Here is a 17,521-nt window from a genome sequence, read left to right as displayed (position 1 = left end):
GCGTCAGCTCCCTGTGCCGGAGAGGGGGGTGTAGTAGAAGAGAAGGTCGTCGGTGTCGTCGGCCGCGGCGATGTCGGCGAGCGCCCGCTGCTCCCGCCCGCGCGTGTCCATGACGACCACCTGGTGCTCTTCGCGGCTCGGGTCCGTGACGAGCAGGTGCGCGTCGTCGTACCAGTCCAGGAAGGCGGAGCCCGGGAAGAAGATCGCGATCGAGTGCAGGCGGACGCCGGTGGCGGCGTCCCACAGGCACAGGGTGCCGCCGCTCGGGCAGTAGGTGAGGAGGAGCCGCCCCGAGGGGGAGAAGAGGTGGCGGCCGACGCTCAGGCCCACCCAGGGGAGGTCGCGCGTCTGCCGTCCGGCGAGGTCGAGGAACCGCACGCCGTATCCGGTCTTCGTGGCGTGGCCGACGGCGACCCCTGACCCGTCGGGCAGCCAGGCGTACGTGCCCACCCCCTGCCGGCTCTCGTCCTGTGTGTCCACGTACGACGAGGTCCGTTTGGCGGGGTCGAGCACCACGAAGCCCGTGGGCGTGCTCTTCCCGATCACCACGGACAGCAACAGCCGGGTGCCGTCGGGGGACCAGACGGGGCGGCCGAGCTTCCCGCCGGGCACCGCCGGGGTCAGCGTGAACCGCGCGCCGTCGCGCGGGTCGCGGAACTCGACGGAGTTCTCCTTCATGAGGAACAGCGCGAGCCAGGCGCCGCCGGGGGACGCGAGGGGCTCCGCGTCGGGCGTCTCCAGCTTCGCGAACGCGTTTTCCGTCCGCAGGTAGGTGTCCGGGCCGACACGGTAGGCCGTCAGCCGTACGGCGTCCCTGGGATTCTCGAGCAGCGTCATCCGCACGCCGGGCACGGTCAGCCGGGTGGTGGCGACGGGAGGAGCCGGCGGGTCGGCGGCGGCGGAGACGACCTCCACCGGCGGCGGCGACGCCGTGACCGGGCCGGACACGGCGCGCTGGCGCAGGGCGAGAGCGTGCCCGCCGATGGCCGAGGCCAGCGCGATCGCGAGCCCGGCCAGGGCCAGGACCGGCAGCCGCCACCGGTTCCGCGCACCCCGCGCGGACCCCGCCGCGAGCCGTTCCCCGGGGGAGGCGCCGGGGAGCACGGCCGGTTCTGCCTGTTCCGGCTGTTCCGCCGGGGGCGGCGGTGTGGCCGGGTGCCGAGGCGGCGCCGGTTCCGGGGCGCGGTCGAGGGGGACGGTGAGCAGGGAGTGGCCGACCAGCGCGAGCAGTGCGTCGGCGGCGGTGGGGCGGGCGGCCGGGTCCTTGGCGAGGCAACCGGCGACCAGGCTCCGCAGCGGTTCCTCCAGCGCGGACAGGCCCGGTTCGTCGTGCAGCACGCTGGTGACGACGGCCGCAGGCGAGTCCGCCTCGAACGGCCGGTGTCCCGTGGCGGCGAAGACGACGGTGCGGGCCCAGGCGAACACGTCGGCCGGCGGTCCCGTCTCCCGCCCCGCGAGCCCCTCCGGCGTCAGCGCGTCCAGGTCGACGGGCAGGGTGGCGCCAGGATCGGTCCCCGGATCGCCGGGATGGGCGGCGGTCTTCAGGAGTGGGGCGATTCCGATGCCGGTTACGAGGGGACCGTCGGGTCCCAGGAGCACGGCGTCCGGCCCGAAGGCACCGTGCACGGTGCCGGCCTGATGGGCGGCCACCAGTGCGGAGACCGTCGCGACCGCGAGGCGCTGGAGCGCGGGACCCGGCAGCGGCCCCCGTCCGGCCACCTCCTCCGTCAGGGCCGGTCCGTCCACGTGCTCGGTGACCACATAGGGCCTGCCCCGGGCGGTGCCCGCGTCGAGGACGGGCACGAGATGGGAGGCCGGAAGCCGCCGCAGGGCGCCCACCGAGAGGAGGAAGGAGCCGGGGTCCTCGAGCGTCACGTCGTACAGGGTGACGATCACCCGGCCGCCCGCGTCGGACTCGGCGGCGTAGAGCACTCCGTGGGCGGTCTCGGTGATCCGGCCGAGCAGCCGGTAGTCACCGAGCCGCTCCCGATCGTCCGGTCGTAACGGGCTGGTGGCGAGCAACTCGTCCCCCGTTTTCGAGGCGATCCGTCTCTGGATGTCTCCATTATTCGTCGCTCAGGGCGGCCGTGCCGGGTTTCGTCGGGCGATCGATCACGCTTTCGCTATTCTCCCCCATATGGCCGAATCGCTGAGGGGGACGCTGGCCTCGCGATACCACCTCCTGCGCCCACTGGGCTCCGGCGGTATGGGCACGGTGTGGCTGGCCAGGGACTCCGTGCTCGACCGCGAGGTGGCGATCAAGGAACTTCGTCTCCCGGACGGCCTCGGCGAGCGCGAGCGGGCCGAGCTGATCGCCAGGGTCATGCGCGAGGCCGAGGTCACCGCGCGCGTCCGGCATCCCGGGATCGTCGCCCTCCACGACGTGCTCCTCCAGGACGGCAGGCCGTGGATCGTCATGGAACTGCTCCACGGCCACGACCTCGCCCGGCAGATCGCGGCGTACGGGCCGCTGCCGTACCGGCAGGTGGCCGACCTCGGGGCCCGCCTGCTCGACGCGCTGTCGGTCACGCACGCCGGGGGCGTGCAGCACCGCGACGTCAAGCCGGGCAACGTCTTCCTCTGCGCCGACGGCCGGGTGCTGCTTACGGATTTCGGCATCGCCCGCCAGGCCGGCCAGGCGTCGATCACCGAGGCCGGGCTGCTGGTCGGCTCGCCCGGGTTCATCGCGCCGGAACGGCTCGCGGGAGAGCCCGGCGGCCCGGCCGCCGACCTGTGGTCGCTCGCCGCCACCCTCTACACCGCCGTCGAGGGCGTCGCCCCGTACCAGGGCCCGCGTGCCGAGGTCATCCGGGCGACCCTCACCCAGGCCGCCCGTCCGCCGGTGCTCGCGGGGCCGCTCGGCCCGGTGCTGGCGTGGATGATGGCGCGCGACCCGGCCGGCCGTCCGGACGCGGCGACCGCGCTCACGCTGCTGCGCCAGGTCGCCGCCGGCGGCACGCCGTCCGTGGACCACGGGCCGGGCATCCGGGTCGAACCCCCGCCGCGCCGCCGGCGGTGGTGGTGGATCGGCGCCGCGGCCGCCGTCGTGGTGGCCGCCGCGGTTCCCCTGACGGCGCAGCTGCTGAAGAACGAGCCGCCGGACGATTCCGCCCGCCGGGTCTCGCCGGCTTTCGAGCGTGCCGTGGACCTGTGCCGGTCGCTGTCGGCCGACCAGGTGCGGCGCATCCTGGGCGCCCCGGCGCAGGCGCGGCCGGGGGAGGCGAGCTGCCAGTGGGCCGTCACGGGCGCCGGCATCGCACTGAGCGCGGAGACCGACTCCGACACCCCCGAGCCGTGGGCGCTCGACACGGCCTCCGCGCACACACTCCTGGAGGGACTGCGCAGGCAGTACGCGTCGGGCCCGCGCGACCGCGACTGGATCTGGTACGAGATCGGTCTCGACCGCAGGAGCCAGGCCATCGAGTCGGCCGCCAGGGACGTGCCGGAGGCGGCCGACGAGGCGTTCGCCGTGGACCTCACCACGCCGGAGGGCAAGGCGCAGGCCACGGTCGTGTACTTCAGACTCGGCGATCTCGTGGCCCGGCTCCAGTACGCCGACCTCGACGCGAAGTCGCCCGCCGACCTGCGCGACCGGGCGGTCGCGGCGGCGGCGTCGGCGGCCGAGGGCCTGAGGGGGCTGGCCTAGCCGTGGATCTGCTCGCCGGACGGTACCGGCTCGCCGAACCGCTGGGTGAGGGCGGCGGCGGCACGGTCTGGCGCGCCCACGACGAACTGCTGCGCCGGGAGGTGGCGATCAAGCAGGTGCGCGTCCCGCCCGGCCTGGACGACCGGACGCGCGCCGACTTCCTCGGGAGAGCCGTCGAGGAGGCCCGGGCGGCCGGGCGGCTCACCCACCCGGCCATCGTGACGGTCCACGACGTCGTCGGGCACGCCGGGCAGCCGTGGATCGTCATGGACCTGGTGCCCGGCCGCTCCCTCGACAAGATCATTCGTGAGGATGGGCCGCTTCCCGCCGAGCGGGTGGCCGAGATCGGCCTGGCGGTGCTCGACGCGCTGGAGGCGGCCCACTCCCGGGGCATCCTGCACCGCGATGTGAAGCCGGCCAACGTCCTCATCGGGCCGGACGGCCGCGCCCTGCTCACCGACTTCGGGATCGCCGCGCCCGTGGGCGGCGCCGGCGGCTCCTGGCAGAGCTCGGCGGGGTCGCCCAACTACATGGCCCCGGAACGGTTCCGGGACGAGCCCGACGGCCCGCCCTCCGACCTGTGGTCGCTGGGCGCCACGCTCTACACCGCCGTCGAGGGGGAGCCGCCATTCCACCGGAACATGGCCGCCGCGCTCGTCGCCGCCGTCCTGCTCCACGAGCCCCGGCCGATGACGCGGGCCTCGCGGGTGCTCGCGTGGATCGTGCTCGCGCTGCTCGACAAGGACCCGGCGCGGCGTCCGCCGCCCGACGTCGTACGGCAGGCGCTGCGGGCCGCCGCCGCGCCGCCGGTGCCCGCGGCACGGCCCGCGCGGACATGGCGGCTCGTCGCCGTGGCGGCCCTGGTGATCGTCGCCGGCCTGGCGGCGGGCCTGGGCGCCTGGCTGCTGGTGTCCGGGGGACGGGACGGCTCCGCGCGGTTCACCGCGGTCCCGGACGCCTGCCGCAGCCTGACCGCGGCCCAGGTCCGCGACCTCATCGGCGCCGCGCCGCGCGCGGAACCCGCCGCCGAGGGGCGGTGCCAGTGGAAGGAGCGCACCACCGGCCGCGAAGGGGCGATCACGGTGACCTACCGGCTGCCCGCCGCCGGGGAGGACGAGGCGGCGGCCTCCCGTGACCTCGCGGCGCAGCGGGCCACTCGGGGCGCCGCGGCGCGCGACCGGCCCGGCATCGCCGACGAGGCCTTCACCTGTGACTCCTCCGACCCCGCCGCCGGTGCCACCGGGGCCACGGTCTGGTTCCGCCTCAGCAATCTCATCGTCGAGGTCGCCTATCGGCGTGCCGGTGACCCCTCGGTCACCCCGGCCGACCGGCACACCGCCGAGCGCGCCGCCGAACTCGTCGGCATCGGGCTCGGGTGACCTCCCGACCGTAGGAGACGATATGACCAGCGGTGACGACGCACCCGTCGAGCCCGGCGGGCCCCCTCCCCAGGACCGCCCCCGGCAGGGTGTGCCGCCGTACCCGCCCCCGTACGGCCCGCCACCCGGTGCTCAACCCGGTGCCCAGCCGGGCGCTCAGTACGGCCCGCCGCAGGGTGCTCATCCGGGTGCTCCGTACGGCTGGCAACAGCAAGACGCACAGCCCGGCGTCCCGTATGGTCCACCGCCGGATGCTCAGCCGGGTGCCGCGTATGGTCCGCCGCCGGGTGCCCAGTCCGGTGCGCCGCCCTATGGTCCACCGCCGGGTGCCCCGCCCGGTGCGCCCTACGGTCCGCCGCCGGGTGTCCAGTCCGGTGCCGCGTATGATCCGCAACCTCAGCCCGGCGCGTATCCGGGTGCCGTGCCCGGTGGTCAGCCCGCCCCGCAGCCCAACTTCGGCGGGTATCCCGGCGCCCAGGCCGGTCCGCAGCCGCCGCCCGGACCGTACCCGGGTCCTCAGCCCGGTTCTCAGCCCGGACCGTACCCCGGGTCGCAGCCCGGTCCGTACCCCGGACAGCAGCCTGGGGGGTACCCGGGTACGCCGGGCGGGCAGGTCTGGCCGCAGGCGGGGCCTCCGGGCGGGCCGCAGCCCCAGTCGAACCCCTATCCCTATCCCGGCGGGCAGGCCGCTCCGCCGTCCACTCCGCAGTCCACTCCGCCATCTGTTCCGCCGCCCGGACCGCAGGCGCAGCCCGGTCAGTACTCCGGCCCCTACTCGAGCCCGTACCCCGGGCAGGGTGGCCAGGACGCGCAGCAGGGGCAGGGCTGGCAGCCGGCGACGCCGCCCCCGCCGGAGCTGTGGCAGATGCCGACCCAGCCGTCCGCCCCGGCGCGACGGGGATGGGTGGTGCCGGTGGTGGCGGTCGTCGCCGTACTGGCGGTGGCCGGGGGCACGTTCGCGTTCATGTCGGTACGCCAGACGGGGACGACGCCCAGCGCGGCGGGTTCGCCGGCGCCGTCGCAGGCCGCGAAGTCGGCGTCGGCCGCGCCGGTGGCGGCGACCGCCGACGTGTGCGCGATGCTCGACCCGGACGAGGCCGAGCGTCTCGTGCCCCGGGCCGAGATCGACTCGTCCACCAGCGACAACCGCGACAGCACCCTCGTGAGCTACGTCCGGTGGCAGTGCCGCTGGGCCAACCGGAACATCTCGTACAAGGACGTCACCCGCAGCCGCGAGATCACGGTCAACGTGTCCAAGTACGAGGCGCTCGGGACGACCACGGCCGTGGATGCGGCGAAGATCCAGTACAAGGGCGAGCTCAGTCAATACAAGTACGGCGCGACCCACTCGGACGAGGAGCGCTATTACTCGGCGGTCCAGGAATACCAGGGCGTCGGGGACCAGGCGGCCGCGCAGTACCACTGGACGCGGGAGCGCGACAAGTACTGGTACTCCTTCGGCCAGGGCGTCGGCCGGGTCGGCGACGTGGTCTTCCAGGTGAAGTACGAGGCGAGCCAGAAGAAGAAGGAGGCGGAGCTCTTCTCCAACGAGACCACCCAGTCGATCACCGAGGAGAACGCCCTGCGTGAGGTGAAGGGCCTTCTCACGCAGGTCGCGAAATCGGTGGCCGCCTGGCAGGACGGCAAGCCGCTGCCGTACCACGCGCGCCCGAAGCCGAGCCCGTCGTCGTCGCCCTCGCCCACCCGGATCCCGATGCCGAAGGCCTGCGTGAGCCTCGAGTCGCTGGCCGCCACCCTGGTCCCGGGGACCGAGGGCGCGGCGGTGCGGGGCAAGGAGGGCAACTCGACCGTCACCCAGTGCCAGTGGTGGAACGACAAGCTCCCGCTCGGCGGCGGCAAGGTCCGCTGGCGGAATCTCCGTGTCGCCGTCCACAGCTTCTGGGACGCCGAATCCGCTCGTTACTACCTCATCGACCAGCGCTCGAAGACCAAGTTCACGGCGAGCAGCGAGATCGGCGGCATCCGATGGGGCAAGGTCGAGAAGCTGACCGGCTTCGGGCAGGAGGCGTTCGGCCAGGCGATCCGGCAGCGCACCGACACGGCCCAGGGCAACCGGTACGAGATCTACGCGCTGGACGGCAAGAACGTCATATGGGTGCTGCTGTCCGGCAGCGACCGGCCGGAGAACACGCCGATCAACGCGCCCGATTCCGTGCTCATGGACCCGAAGGAGGCCGCGGACGGGGCCAAGTCCGTGGCCAAAGCCCTGCTCGGTGCCCTGTGAGACGGTGTTCGCCCAGGTGTGGGCGGGTACTTCCCCACTCGACCGCGAGTCGACGGGGGGAAACCATGGCTACCTGTGAAGTCTGCGGCAACGACTACGACATGGCCTTCGAGGTGCACAGCCAGGGCGCGGTGCACGTCTTCGACAGCTTCGAGTGCGCCATCACCCGGATGGCACCCGTGTGCGAGCACTGCGGGTGCCGGATCGTGGGCCACGGCGCCGAGTACGACGGCCGCTGGTTCTGCTGCGCGCACTGCGCGCGCGAGGAGGGCGCGACCAGGATCACCGACAAGGAGGTCACGACCGCCGGCATGCGGTAGCCGTACCGGCGGCGGTCAGGACTCGAAGGCGACGAGGCGGATGATGAGGAAGTGCTCGCCTTCGGGTTTGGGCGGCAGCGTGGTGCCCGGCACGGCTTCGAACACCTCCGGGTGCTCGTCCCGGGTCACCACGCCGAACAGGTCGTCCGGTATGGCCACGCCCCGCGCGAGCGCACGCCTCGCCGCGGCGTAGAAGCTGCCGCCCGCCTCCAGGTCTGCGGCGACCGCCTCCGCCGCCGACCGGCTGGGCACCTTGATGCGGGCCACCCGCGCCCGCTGCGGGCGTGCCGTACGGGCGCGCAGGTAATCCTCGATCTCCCAGATGAGCAGCTCGCCGAGATAATGCGAGACGTCCTTCTCCATGGCGTCCATACTGGCGCGTCCCGTTTGATGCCGACTTGCACTCCGTTTGTTTCCGATGACCGGCGCTTCCTCCGCCGCCCGTCGGCCGCGTGATCACCCGTCGGCGTCATCCAGCAGAGGTGACGTGCAGGGCGACCGGCCGCAGGACCAGGCCGTCGGTCCATGCCACCGACTCGGGCGAGGTGGTCAGGCGGAGGGCGGGCCGCCGGATGACCAGGGCTCTGATCGCCTCGGTGAGCTCGACCCTGGCGAGACTGGCGGCCAGGCAGCGGTGCGGGCCGTAACCGAACGCCACATGCGGGTTGGGGGGATGGGCGGTGAAGCGGTGGATGTCGAACCGGCCGGGCTCGGGAAACGCCTGCGGGTCGTGGTTGGCCGCGTTCAGGTTCGGCATGACGACCGTCCCCGCGCTCAGCGTGCCGCCGGACAGCTCGGTGTCCTCCGTGATGCGACGCATGAAGGCGCTGGCGGGCGGCCCGTCGAAGCGCAGGATCTCCTCGACGGCGGTGGCCGTCAGGGCCGGGTCCGCGACCAGCTCGTCCCACTGGCCGCGGTGGAGGAGCAGCCGGAACACACCACGGGCGATCATCGAGGCGGTCGTCTCGTAACCGGCCGTGATCAGGGAGAAGACGGTGTTGACGAGCTCGCCTTCCGACAGCCGGTCGCCGGCGTCCCTGGCCTGGATGAGCAGGTCGATGAGGTCCTCGCCCGGTGAGAGGCGATGCTGGGCGACCAGTTCGGCGGCGTAGGCCATGAAGTCGGTGTAGCCCTCGTAACGCGCCTGCTCGGTGGCCGTGGAGGTGGTCAGGAACATGTCCGTCCACCGGACGAACTGCTCGTAGTGGTCCATCGGCACGCCGAGCATCGCGCAGATGACGTGGGCCGGCAGCCGCAGCGCGTATCCCTGGACCACGTCGAAGTGGTCGCCCAGGCCGTCGAGGAGATCCTGGGCGATCCGCGCGATGCGGGGGCGCCACGGTTCGATCTGGCGCGGGGTGAAGGTGCCCTGCATGATCCGGCGGTAGCGCGTGTGCTCCGGCGGATCCTGGTTGATGAGCGCGTCCGGGTCGTCGTCGATGCCGACGCCGCTCACGAACCGCGGCAGCCCGGGAAGGCGCAGATTGCGGCTGGATGTGGGCGAGGCCAGCAGGGCTCGGACGTCCTCGTAGCGGACGGCCATCGGCACGCGGTCGCCACTGGGCATGGTCGCCGGCTCCAACGGCCCCGACTCCCGTCTGCGGGCGAACTCCGGTGGTGGAGTGGCGAGCGGTCCCGGCACGATATCCGGCCCGAAACCAGGCTCAATCCCGTTCGAATCCGGCTCGGTGGTCAATGCAACCCCTTCCGGTTCGGGGCGCCCGGAGGACGGCCTAGGCGGAACGTACGAAATGGTGCACCGCCCGTCAACATGCGAACAACGTCGGCTGCCCCCCCCCCCGGCGAACCGCCGACTCGAAGGGTGCCCCGATCACCGCGCCGGCCCGATGAGACGGAAGGGGCCGAGTCCGGCCCGTGACGTGCCCTGGATTCGCTTGGCTCTCCACGGTAGGCTTTAGTTAGTCTTATGGCCAAACAAATGACGGAGGGGCGAGTGCCACCAGGTTACCCGGGAGGCGCTGGGGCCGGTGGCCGGTGCCGAGCCGGACGCGGCGCGGCCCGTGCGTCCGTCCGTGCCGCGATCCTGGCCGCCGATGTCGTGTCAAATTGCTCGCAATTGCGGCATGATGAGCCCGAGCGGGAACGGGGCGGACATTGATCACATCGCACAACGGGCCACAGCCGGCCGACTTCACCGACGTACGCGCGACCAACCTCGCCGTCGTGCTGCGGTTCGTGCGGGAGAACGCGCCCTGCTCGCGTGCCGACATCGCCGCCTCGACGGGCCTCAACAAGGCCACCGTGTCCAGCCTGGTCGCCGACCTCATCGACCGGCGCCTGCTGCGCGAGACCGGCCTGACCGAGCACCGCGTCGGCCGGCCCGCCACCATGCTCGTCCTGGACGGCTCGCCGTACGCCGCGATCGGCATCGAGGTCAACGTCGACTACATCACGGCGGTCGCGGTGGACCTCAAGGGCGAGGAACTGCTGAACTGGCGGCGCTCCTTCCCCGGCGGGACCTCGAGCGCGGGCCAGGCGGTCGTCGCGATGGCCGCGCTCGCCCGGCGGGTCGTCAGCAGGATGACCAAGGAGGCCCGTCAGGTGCTCGGCCTGACCGTGGCCGTCCCCGGGCTGGTGGACGTCAACGGCACCGTACGGGTCGCGCCCAACCTGGGCTGGCACGACGCGGACCTGGCCGGCGACCTCACCAAGGCACTGCGCGACCCGGGCTTCCCCGTGCTGGTCGACAACGACGCCAACCTGGCCGCACTCGCCGAGCACCGGTTCGGGCCCCACCGCAACGCCGCCAACCTCGTCTACGTGACCGGCGAGGTGGGCGTCGGCGCGGGCATCGTCATGGACGGCAGGCTCAGGCGAGGCGGGCAGGGCTACAGCGGCGAGATCGGCCACATCGAGCTCGACCCCGCGGGGCCCACCTGCCGGTGCGGCCGGCGCGGCTGCCTGGAGGCCGTCGCCGGGATCGGCGCGATCCTCGCCCGCACGGCGCCCGACGCCTCGCCGTCCGAGCTGGAACTCGAGATCGACGAGGTCGTGCGGCGCGCCCGCAACGGCGAGCGCGACATCCTCGCGCTGCTGGAGGACGTGGGACGCCACCTCGGCAGGGGAATGGCCGCCGTGGCCAACATGCTCAACCCCGAGGTCGTGATCCTCGGGGGCTACTACGTGCCGCTGGCGCCCTGGCTCGTCGCGTGCGCGGAGGAGGAGATGTACGGCAGGGTGCTGGCCCCCGGCGGGGGAGGCTGCCGCCTGGAGGTGTCGACGCTCGGGTACGGCGCCGCGGCGCTCGGGGCGGCCGCGCGGGTGCTCGACTCGGTCGACTCCGGCCGCCTGCCCGCGCAGCGCTGACCGCCGCCGGCCTCGTCCCCCGTCCGGGAAACGTCCCCCGTCCGGGAAGCGTCCGCCGGCCTCGTGCGCCGTCCCGGAAGCGGGCGCCGGCGCCGGAGCCATGCGCCGGACGCGGGGTCCGGCGCGGTGGCCGATGCCGATATGGGATACCCGCGAACCGGACCGGGGCCCGCGGCGTCGAACATCGGCAACGTCGACGAATTGGGACACGATGAACACTCGCCTGCTCTGCGCCGCCGCGCTCTCCACCGCGCTCGCGGGTGCGCTGGCCGCCCCCGCGGCCGCCGCCCCGGCCGGAACCTCCGCCGCGCCCAAGCCCCTCATCGGGGTCGCCGTCTACCTCTCCTACGGCAAGGGCTTCCCGATCAGCCGGTACGAGCCCGGCACGGGCTTCTCGAAGCTCGGGGTCATGCCGATGACGGGCCAGTTCTCCGCGTCCCCGGACGGCGGGAAGCTCGCCTGGATCACGGACCGCGGCGAGGTCCGGGTCGGGAGCGGCAGCACGTCCACGACCGTGGCCAAGGGCGCCGCGGCCGGGTTCCCGTGCGCCACCCCGGTCTGGTCGCCTGACTCCCGCCTGGTGGCGTACGTGAACAAGGGCGACTCCGACGCCGGGCCGGTCTCGGTCGTCGGCGCGGACGGCAAGGGACGCAGGAAGGCGGGCACCACCCTCGGGGTCTGCCACCTGGCGTGGTCGGCCGACGGCCGCTACCTCGCCGGGTACGCGGGGACGACCGAGGGCGTGTACCGCCTCGACGTGAAGACCGGCAAGGCGATCAAGGTGAAGGGCGTCGACCTCGCCAACCATGTGCAGAGCCTGTCGCCCGACGGCACGAAGGTGGTCGTGGCGCCGCTGTCGCGCAACGCGCCCGGGGGCGACGGCTCCTGGCCCGGCGGCTTCCGCCCCGCCGTGGTCGACGTCGCCACCGGCAAGAAGACCGCCATCCCGGTGAAGGGCTCGCTCATCGGGGCCTTCTACCTGCGGGACGGCCGCCTGGTCGTCCGGGTCGCCGGACGCACCGCCAACACCCTGGTCGTGCTCGACAAGAACGGCAGGCAACTGCAGAGCCTGAGCGAGCCGGCCGCGGCCAGGCGGCAGGCGCTGCTGCAGATCGTCCGCTGACCGGGGAACTCCCGGGGCATCCATCCGAGGGCGGGCGCGGACCGGCGGGTCCGTGCCCGCCCCCGTGCCCGCCCCCGTGTCCCGCCGTGTCCGCCTCCGCGTACGGCCGAGGTGACATCGGGGTGAAACCGGCGCGACGGGGGTCTTGACCTGAGCCGAGGATGCGGGCAATCATCCGGATGAGCCCGGATTTACACACCGGAAACTCGCGGTAACCCTTTCGAAGCGCTTCGACAGCGGGCGCTTCCCCAACCGAACAGCGGATCCTCGCGGCGCCCTGTGGGCGCGTTTTTCGGCAGGTCATCGAAGCGCTTCGACGCGAAGGGTAACTCTCCAGATGAACGAACCGGCTCAAGACCCGGCATTCCGGAACCCCGCGCTGTCTCCCGCCGACCGGGTGGACGACCTGCTCGGCAGGCTCACACTCGACGAGAAGATCGGCCTGCTGCACCAGTATCAGGCGCCCGTGGACCGGCTCGGCCTGCGGCCCTTCCGCACCGGCACCGAGGCCCTGCACGGCCTGGCCTGGCACGGCCCGGCCACCGTGTTCCCCCAGGCCGTCGGGCTGGCGAGCACCTGGAACCCCGACCTGGTCCGCCGGGTGGGGGACGCGACCGGCGACGAGGTCATGGCCTTCCACCTCAAGGACCCGCAGAGCGTGGGCCGCAACGTCTGGGCACCGGTGGTCAACCCGCTGCGCGACCCGCGCTGGGGCCGCAACGAGGAGGGCTACTCGGAGGACCCCTGGCTCACCGGCGTCATGGGCACGGCCTACGCGAGCGGCCTGCGCGGCGGCCACGAGGTGCTGAAGACGGCGCCCACGCTGAAGCACTTCCTCGGCTACAACAACGAGACCGATCGGTGCGTGACCTCCAGCGGCCTGCCGCCGCGGGTGCTGCACGAGTACGAACTCAGGGCGTTCCGCCCGGCGCTGCAGGCCGGAGCCGCGGTGGCCGTGATGCCGTCCTACAACCTCGTCAACGGCCGGCCGGCCCACCTGTCGCCGCTGATCGACAGCCATCTGCGGACCTGGGCGCCCGACGACATCCTCGTGGTCAGCGACGCGTACGCGCCGGGCAACCTCGCCGGGATGCAGGGCTACCACAAGGACCTGCCCCAGGCGTACGCGCACGCGATCAAGGCCGGGCTGGACAGCTTCACCCAGGACGACGCCGACAGCGCCACCACCCTCGGCCACATCAGGACGGCGCTCGACCGCGGCCTGCTGACCGAGGCCGACATCGACGCCGCCGCCCGGCACGCGCTGTCGATCCGGGTGCGGCTGGGCGAGTTCGACCCCGCCACGCCGTACGACGACATCACCCACGACGTCGTCAACAGCCCCGAGCACCGGCGGCTCGCGCGGGAGGCGGCCCGCCAGTCGATCACCCTGTTGAAGAACGACGGCCTGCTTCCGCTGGCCGCCCCGCGTACGGTCGCGGTGATCGGCCCGCTGGCCGACGCGTTGTTCGAGGACTGGTACAGCGGCACGCTGCCGTACCAGGTGACGGCCCTGGCGGGGCTCGCCGAGCGGTGCGAGACCGTCTACTGCGAGGGCGTCGACCGGGTGGCGCTGCGCACCGAGGGCGGGTACGTCGGCGCGTCCGCCGACCCCGCGGGCGGGCCGCTGCACGTGGGGAGCGAGCGGTCCTGCTTCGACGTGTTCGACTGGGGCGGCGGCGCGTTCGCGTTCCGGTCCTGCGCCAACGGGCGGCACGTGTCGGCGGGGGAGGACGGCGTGCTGGTCAACGACCAGCCGGGCCCGAACGGCTGGGAGGTGCGCCAGACCTTCCGGATCGAGGAGCGGCCGAGGGGCGTCGTGCTGCGCAACATCTCCTCCGGCAGGTACGTCACCGTGGTGGACGGCGTCGTCCGCACCACCGACGACCCCGACGCCGCGGCCGTGCTGGCCGTGGAGCCGGTGGAGAGCGGCGTGGCCCGCGCGACGGAGGCGGCGGCCCGCGCCGACGCCGCGGTCGTCGTGCTCGGCGACCACCCGCTGGTGAACGGCCGCGAGACCGAGGACCGCGCGACGCTGGCGCTGCCCGAGCGGCAGGAGGCCCTGCTGAAGGCCGTCCACGCGGCCAACCCGGCCACCGTGCTGGTGATCTCCAGCGGCTACCCCTTCGCGGTCACCTGGGCGCAGGAGCACCTGCCCGCGATCGTCTGGTCGTCGCACGGCGGCCAGGAGTACGGCCACGCGCTCGCCGGCGTGCTGCTCGGCGACGACGACCCGGGCGGCCGCCTCACCCAGACGTGGTACCGCTCGGCCGCCGAGCTGCCCGACCTGCTCGACTACGACATCATCGCCTCCGACGCCACCTACCTCTACTACCGCGGCCGGCCGCTCTACCCGTTCGGGCACGGCCTGAGCTACACCCGCTTCGCGTACTCCGGTCTGGAACTGTCGTCGGCGGAGGTCACCGAGGACGAGACGCTGACCGTCAGCGTGACCGTGACGAACGCGGGCGAGCGCGCGGGGGAGGAGGTCGTGCAGTTCTACACCCACCAGCGGCGCTCGCGGGTGAAGCAGCCGCTGCGCCAGCTGCGCGGCTTCGCCAAGGTGCGGCTCGCGCCGGGCGAGAGCCGCACGGTGTCGGTGGACGTGCCGGTCGGCGACCTGGCCTTCTGGGACGTGACGCGGGGCAGGTTCGTGGTCGAGGAGGCCGCGCACAAGGTGCAGGTGGGCGCCTCGTCGGGGGACATCCGCCTGTGCGCGTCCTTCCGCGTGCGGGGCGAGCGCATCCCGCCCCGGGACCTGACCGTGGGGTCACTGGACGCGGCCGACCACGACGAGTACGACGGTGTGGTGCTGTGCGACGCCGCGCTCGACGCCGGGGACGCGGTGCGCTCCACGTCACCGGGATCGTGGATCGTCTTCCGCGACTGCGATTTCGCGGACGGGGAGCTGTCGGCCTGCGTGCTGGCGGTGTCGAGCGACGAGGGAGGGGTGGTCACGCTGCGGCTCGACGATCCCCTGACCGGCGAGGTCGCCGGCGCGGTCAGCGTCCCGCCCACGGTCGCCAGGCATGATTTCGTCGAGGTGAGCACCCCTCTGGCGGGAGCGGCCGGAGTGCGCGATCTTTATGTGGTGTACGAGAGCGAGGGGGTCACGGTGAACGCGCTGGGGTTCTGCCGGTGAGGACCGTGACGATCGCCGACGTCGCCAAGCACGCGGGGGTCGCCGTCTCCACGGTGTCGTACGTGCTGAGCGGCAAGCGGGCGATCTCGGCGACCACGCGGCAGCGGGTCCTGGACAGCGTGCGTGCGCTCGGCTACCACCCCAACGCCGGCGCCCGCGCCCTGGCGAGCAAGCGCGCGAAGGTCATCGCGCTGGTGCTGCCGCTGCGGGCCGGCATGAACCTGCCGGTCCTCATGCAGTTCGCGACCTCGGTCGTCACCACGGCCCGGCAGTACGACCACGACGTGCTTCTCATGACGGCCGACGAGGGAGCGGACGGGCTGCACCGGGTGGCGGCCAGCGCGCTGGTCGACGGGCTGCTGCTGATGGACGTGGAGATCCACGACCCCCGCGTGCCGCTGCTGCGCAAGCTCGCCGAGCCGAGCGTGCTGATCGGTTTCCCGGCCGACCCCGAAGGGCTGACCTGCGTCGACCTCGACTTCGCCCGGGCCGGGGCGCTGTGCGCCGACCACCTGGCCGACCTCGGGCATCGCGAGATCGCGCTGCTCGGCGCGCCGCGCGTGGTCTACGAGCGCGGCACGGGCTTCGCCGAGCGGACGATGGCGGGCTTCGTCGAAGCGGCCCGGCGGCACGGCCTGGAGGCCGACGCGCGGCCCTGCGAGGAGTCGTTCGACGAGGTCCACGCCGCCGTGAAGCTGCTGCTCGACGAGCGGCCGCGGCTGTCCGGGCTCGTCGTGCACAACGAGGCGGCCGCCGGCCATGTGCTGGGGGCGTTGCGGATCCTCGGCAGGCGGGTGCCCGAGGACGTTTCGGTGGTGGCGATCTGTCCGGACGACATCGCCGAGCGGGCCAGCCCCGCGCTGACCTCCGTGCTCATTCCCGCCGAGGACGTCGGCAGGCAGGCGGTCCGGCTGCTCATGGCCAAGCTGGAGGGCCAGGCCGTACCTGACTCGACGCTCCTCGAACCCCGGCTGACGATCCGCGAAAGTTCACGATGACCTCATTCCCCGACGGCTTCCTTTGGGGCGCCGCGACCGCGTCGTACCAGATCGAGGGCGCGGTGCGCGCCGACGGCCGCGTCCCCTCGATCTGGGACACCTTCTCCCACACCCCCGGCATGGTCGTTGACGGGCACACCGGCGACGTGGCCTGCGACCACTACAACCGCTATCTCGAGGACGTCGAGATCATGGCGTGGCTGGGACTGAAGGCGTACCGGTTCTCGGTGGCCTGGCCGCGCCTCGCCGACCTGAGTTTCTACGACCGCCTCGTCGACGCCCTGCTCGACAGGGGGATCACGCCCGTCGCGACGCTCTACCACTGGGATCTGCCGCAGACGCTGCAGGACGAGGGCGGCTGGGCCAACCGCGACACCGCCTACCGGTTCGCCGACTACGCCGCCGCCGTGCACAAGCGCCTCGGCGACCGCGTCGCCACCTGGACGACGCTCAACGAGCCCTGGGTGTCGGCGTTCGTGGGGTACGCCTCGGGCCGGCACGCGCCCGGCGTGACCGACCCGGCCGCCGCGTTCGCCGCCGCCCATCACCTGATGCTCGCGCACGGCCTCGGTGTGCAGGCGCTGCGGGCGGGAGGCGCGGAATCGGTCTCGCTGACGCTGAACCTGACGCCGATCCTCGGCGACGCCGAGCCGGCCCGCCTGATCGACGGGCTGGCGAACCGGCTCTTCCTCGATCCCGTGCTGCGCGGCGAGTACCCCGCCGACGTCCTCGCCCACCTGGAACGTTTCACCGAGGTCGACCTGGACGACCTGCCGACCATCGCGCAGCCGATCGACGTGCTCGGCGTCAACTACTACACGGTCAACCGGGTCGTCGCCGACCCCTCGTCCGAGGGGCATCCGGAGTATCCCGGCAGCGAGGGCATCGCCTGGGAGGACCCGCACGGCCCGGTCACCGAGATGGACTGGGAGATCAACCCGGCAGGGCTGGAGGACCTGCTCGTACGGCTGTCGCGGGACTACCCCGGCACGCCTTTGATGATCACGGAGAACGGGGCCGCCCTGCCCGACGGGGTCGCCGACCCCGGCCGGATCTCCTACCTCGACGCCCACTTCCGCGCCGCCCGGTCCGCCATGGACCGCGGCGCCGACCTGCGCGGCTACTTCGTGTGGTCGCTGCTGGACAACTTCGAGTGGGCCCGGGGCTACGACAAGCGGTTCGGGCTCGTCCGCGTCGACTACGAGACGCTGGAGCGCACGCCCCGCGACAGCGCCAGGTGGTACCGCGAGGTGATCGCCGGGAACGGCCTCGCCGGCTGAGGCCGCTCAACCCGCGTCCCGGCGGGGACCGCACCGGTCCCCGCCGGCGACCGGGCCGATC

General features: G+C 73.1%; 12 protein-coding genes. 9 read left to right on the top strand and 3 right to left on the bottom strand.

Going from position 1 to position 17,521, the window contains the following annotated elements:
• Nucleotides 1–3: 3 nt before the first annotated feature.
• A complete protein-coding gene (locus tag HHX30_RS26085) occupies nucleotides 4–2,022 on the bottom strand; it encodes a protein kinase family protein (protein WP_169984634.1) in 2,019 nt (672 codons plus the stop codon).
• Nucleotides 2,023–2,137: 115 nt separating this feature from the next.
• Here HHX30_RS26085 and HHX30_RS26080 point away from each other — a divergent pair, with 115 nt between their 5' ends.
• The 4 genes from HHX30_RS26080 (at nucleotide 2,138) to HHX30_RS26065 (ending at nucleotide 7,590) form a co-directional block, all read left to right on the top strand.
• Complete coding sequence (locus HHX30_RS26080; protein WP_169984633.1) at nucleotides 2,138–3,646, top strand: serine/threonine-protein kinase; 1,509 nt, start codon at nucleotides 2,138–2,140, stop codon at nucleotides 3,644–3,646.
• A gap of 2 nt (nucleotides 3,647–3,648) precedes the next feature.
• Nucleotides 3,649–5,025 (top strand): serine/threonine-protein kinase, encoded by a 1,377-nt coding sequence (locus HHX30_RS26075; protein ID WP_169984632.1) that lies wholly within the window; start codon nucleotides 3,649–3,651, stop codon nucleotides 5,023–5,025.
• A gap of 865 nt (nucleotides 5,026–5,890) precedes the next feature.
• Nucleotides 5,891–7,270 carry a hypothetical protein gene (locus HHX30_RS26070; protein ID WP_169984631.1) on the top strand — a complete coding sequence of 460 codons (1,380 nt, stop codon included), beginning with the start codon at nucleotides 5,891–5,893 and terminating at the stop codon, nucleotides 7,268–7,270.
• A 65-nt stretch (nucleotides 7,271–7,335) separates the two neighbouring features.
• The gene (locus HHX30_RS26065) at nucleotides 7,336–7,590 is read left to right on the top strand and encodes a hypothetical protein (RefSeq protein WP_169984630.1); all 255 of its coding nucleotides are present in this window, start codon (nucleotides 7,336–7,338) and stop codon (nucleotides 7,588–7,590) included.
• A gap of 15 nt (nucleotides 7,591–7,605) precedes the next feature.
• Here HHX30_RS26065 and HHX30_RS26060 read toward each other — a convergent pair whose 3' ends face one another.
• Together HHX30_RS26060 and HHX30_RS26055 are read right to left on the bottom strand one after the other, a co-directional pair.
• Complete coding sequence (locus tag HHX30_RS26060; RefSeq protein WP_169984629.1) at nucleotides 7,606–7,953, bottom strand: hypothetical protein; 348 nt, start codon at nucleotides 7,951–7,953, stop codon at nucleotides 7,606–7,608.
• A 106-nt stretch (nucleotides 7,954–8,059) separates the two neighbouring features.
• A complete protein-coding gene (locus tag HHX30_RS26055) occupies nucleotides 8,060–9,157 on the bottom strand; it encodes a cytochrome P450 (RefSeq protein WP_169984628.1) in 1,098 nt (365 codons plus the stop codon).
• Between the two features lie 548 nt (nucleotides 9,158–9,705).
• Here HHX30_RS26055 and HHX30_RS26050 point away from each other — a divergent pair.
• The 5 genes from HHX30_RS26050 (at nucleotide 9,706) to HHX30_RS26030 (ending at nucleotide 17,460) form a co-directional block, all read left to right on the top strand.
• Entirely contained in the window at nucleotides 9,706–10,917 is a 1,212-nt protein-coding gene (locus HHX30_RS26050; RefSeq protein ID WP_169984627.1) for an ROK family transcriptional regulator, read from the top strand.
• Nucleotides 10,918–11,128: 211 nt separating this feature from the next.
• Nucleotides 11,129–12,040 carry a PD40 domain-containing protein gene (locus tag HHX30_RS26045; RefSeq protein ID WP_169984626.1) on the top strand — a complete coding sequence of 304 codons (912 nt, stop codon included), beginning with the start codon at nucleotides 11,129–11,131 and terminating at the stop codon, nucleotides 12,038–12,040.
• 337 nt (nucleotides 12,041–12,377) lie between these two features.
• On the top strand, nucleotides 12,378–15,182 hold the full coding sequence (locus HHX30_RS26040; protein ID WP_169984625.1) for a glycoside hydrolase family 3 protein: 2,805 nt from the start codon (nucleotides 12,378–12,380) through the stop codon (nucleotides 15,180–15,182).
• Nucleotides 15,173–16,180 (top strand): LacI family DNA-binding transcriptional regulator, encoded by a 1,008-nt coding sequence (locus HHX30_RS26035; protein WP_169984825.1) that lies wholly within the window; start codon nucleotides 15,173–15,175, stop codon nucleotides 16,178–16,180. The genes HHX30_RS26040 and HHX30_RS26035 overlap by 10 nt, the downstream gene beginning before the upstream one ends.
• Nucleotides 16,177–17,460, top strand: a complete 1,284-nt coding sequence (locus HHX30_RS26030) for a GH1 family beta-glucosidase (RefSeq protein ID WP_169984624.1) — start codon at nucleotides 16,177–16,179, stop codon at nucleotides 17,458–17,460. The genes HHX30_RS26035 and HHX30_RS26030 overlap by 4 nt, the downstream gene beginning before the upstream one ends.
• Nucleotides 17,461–17,521: the final 61 nt, after the last annotated feature.

Origin of the sequence: Microbispora sp. H10836 (assembly GCF_012999525.1) — a bacterium.
Lineage (GTDB): Bacteria > Actinomycetota > Actinomycetes > Streptosporangiales > Streptosporangiaceae > Microbispora.
Note: the sequence above shows the minus strand (reverse complement) of the source record. Positions and strands in the feature narration are given on the sequence as shown.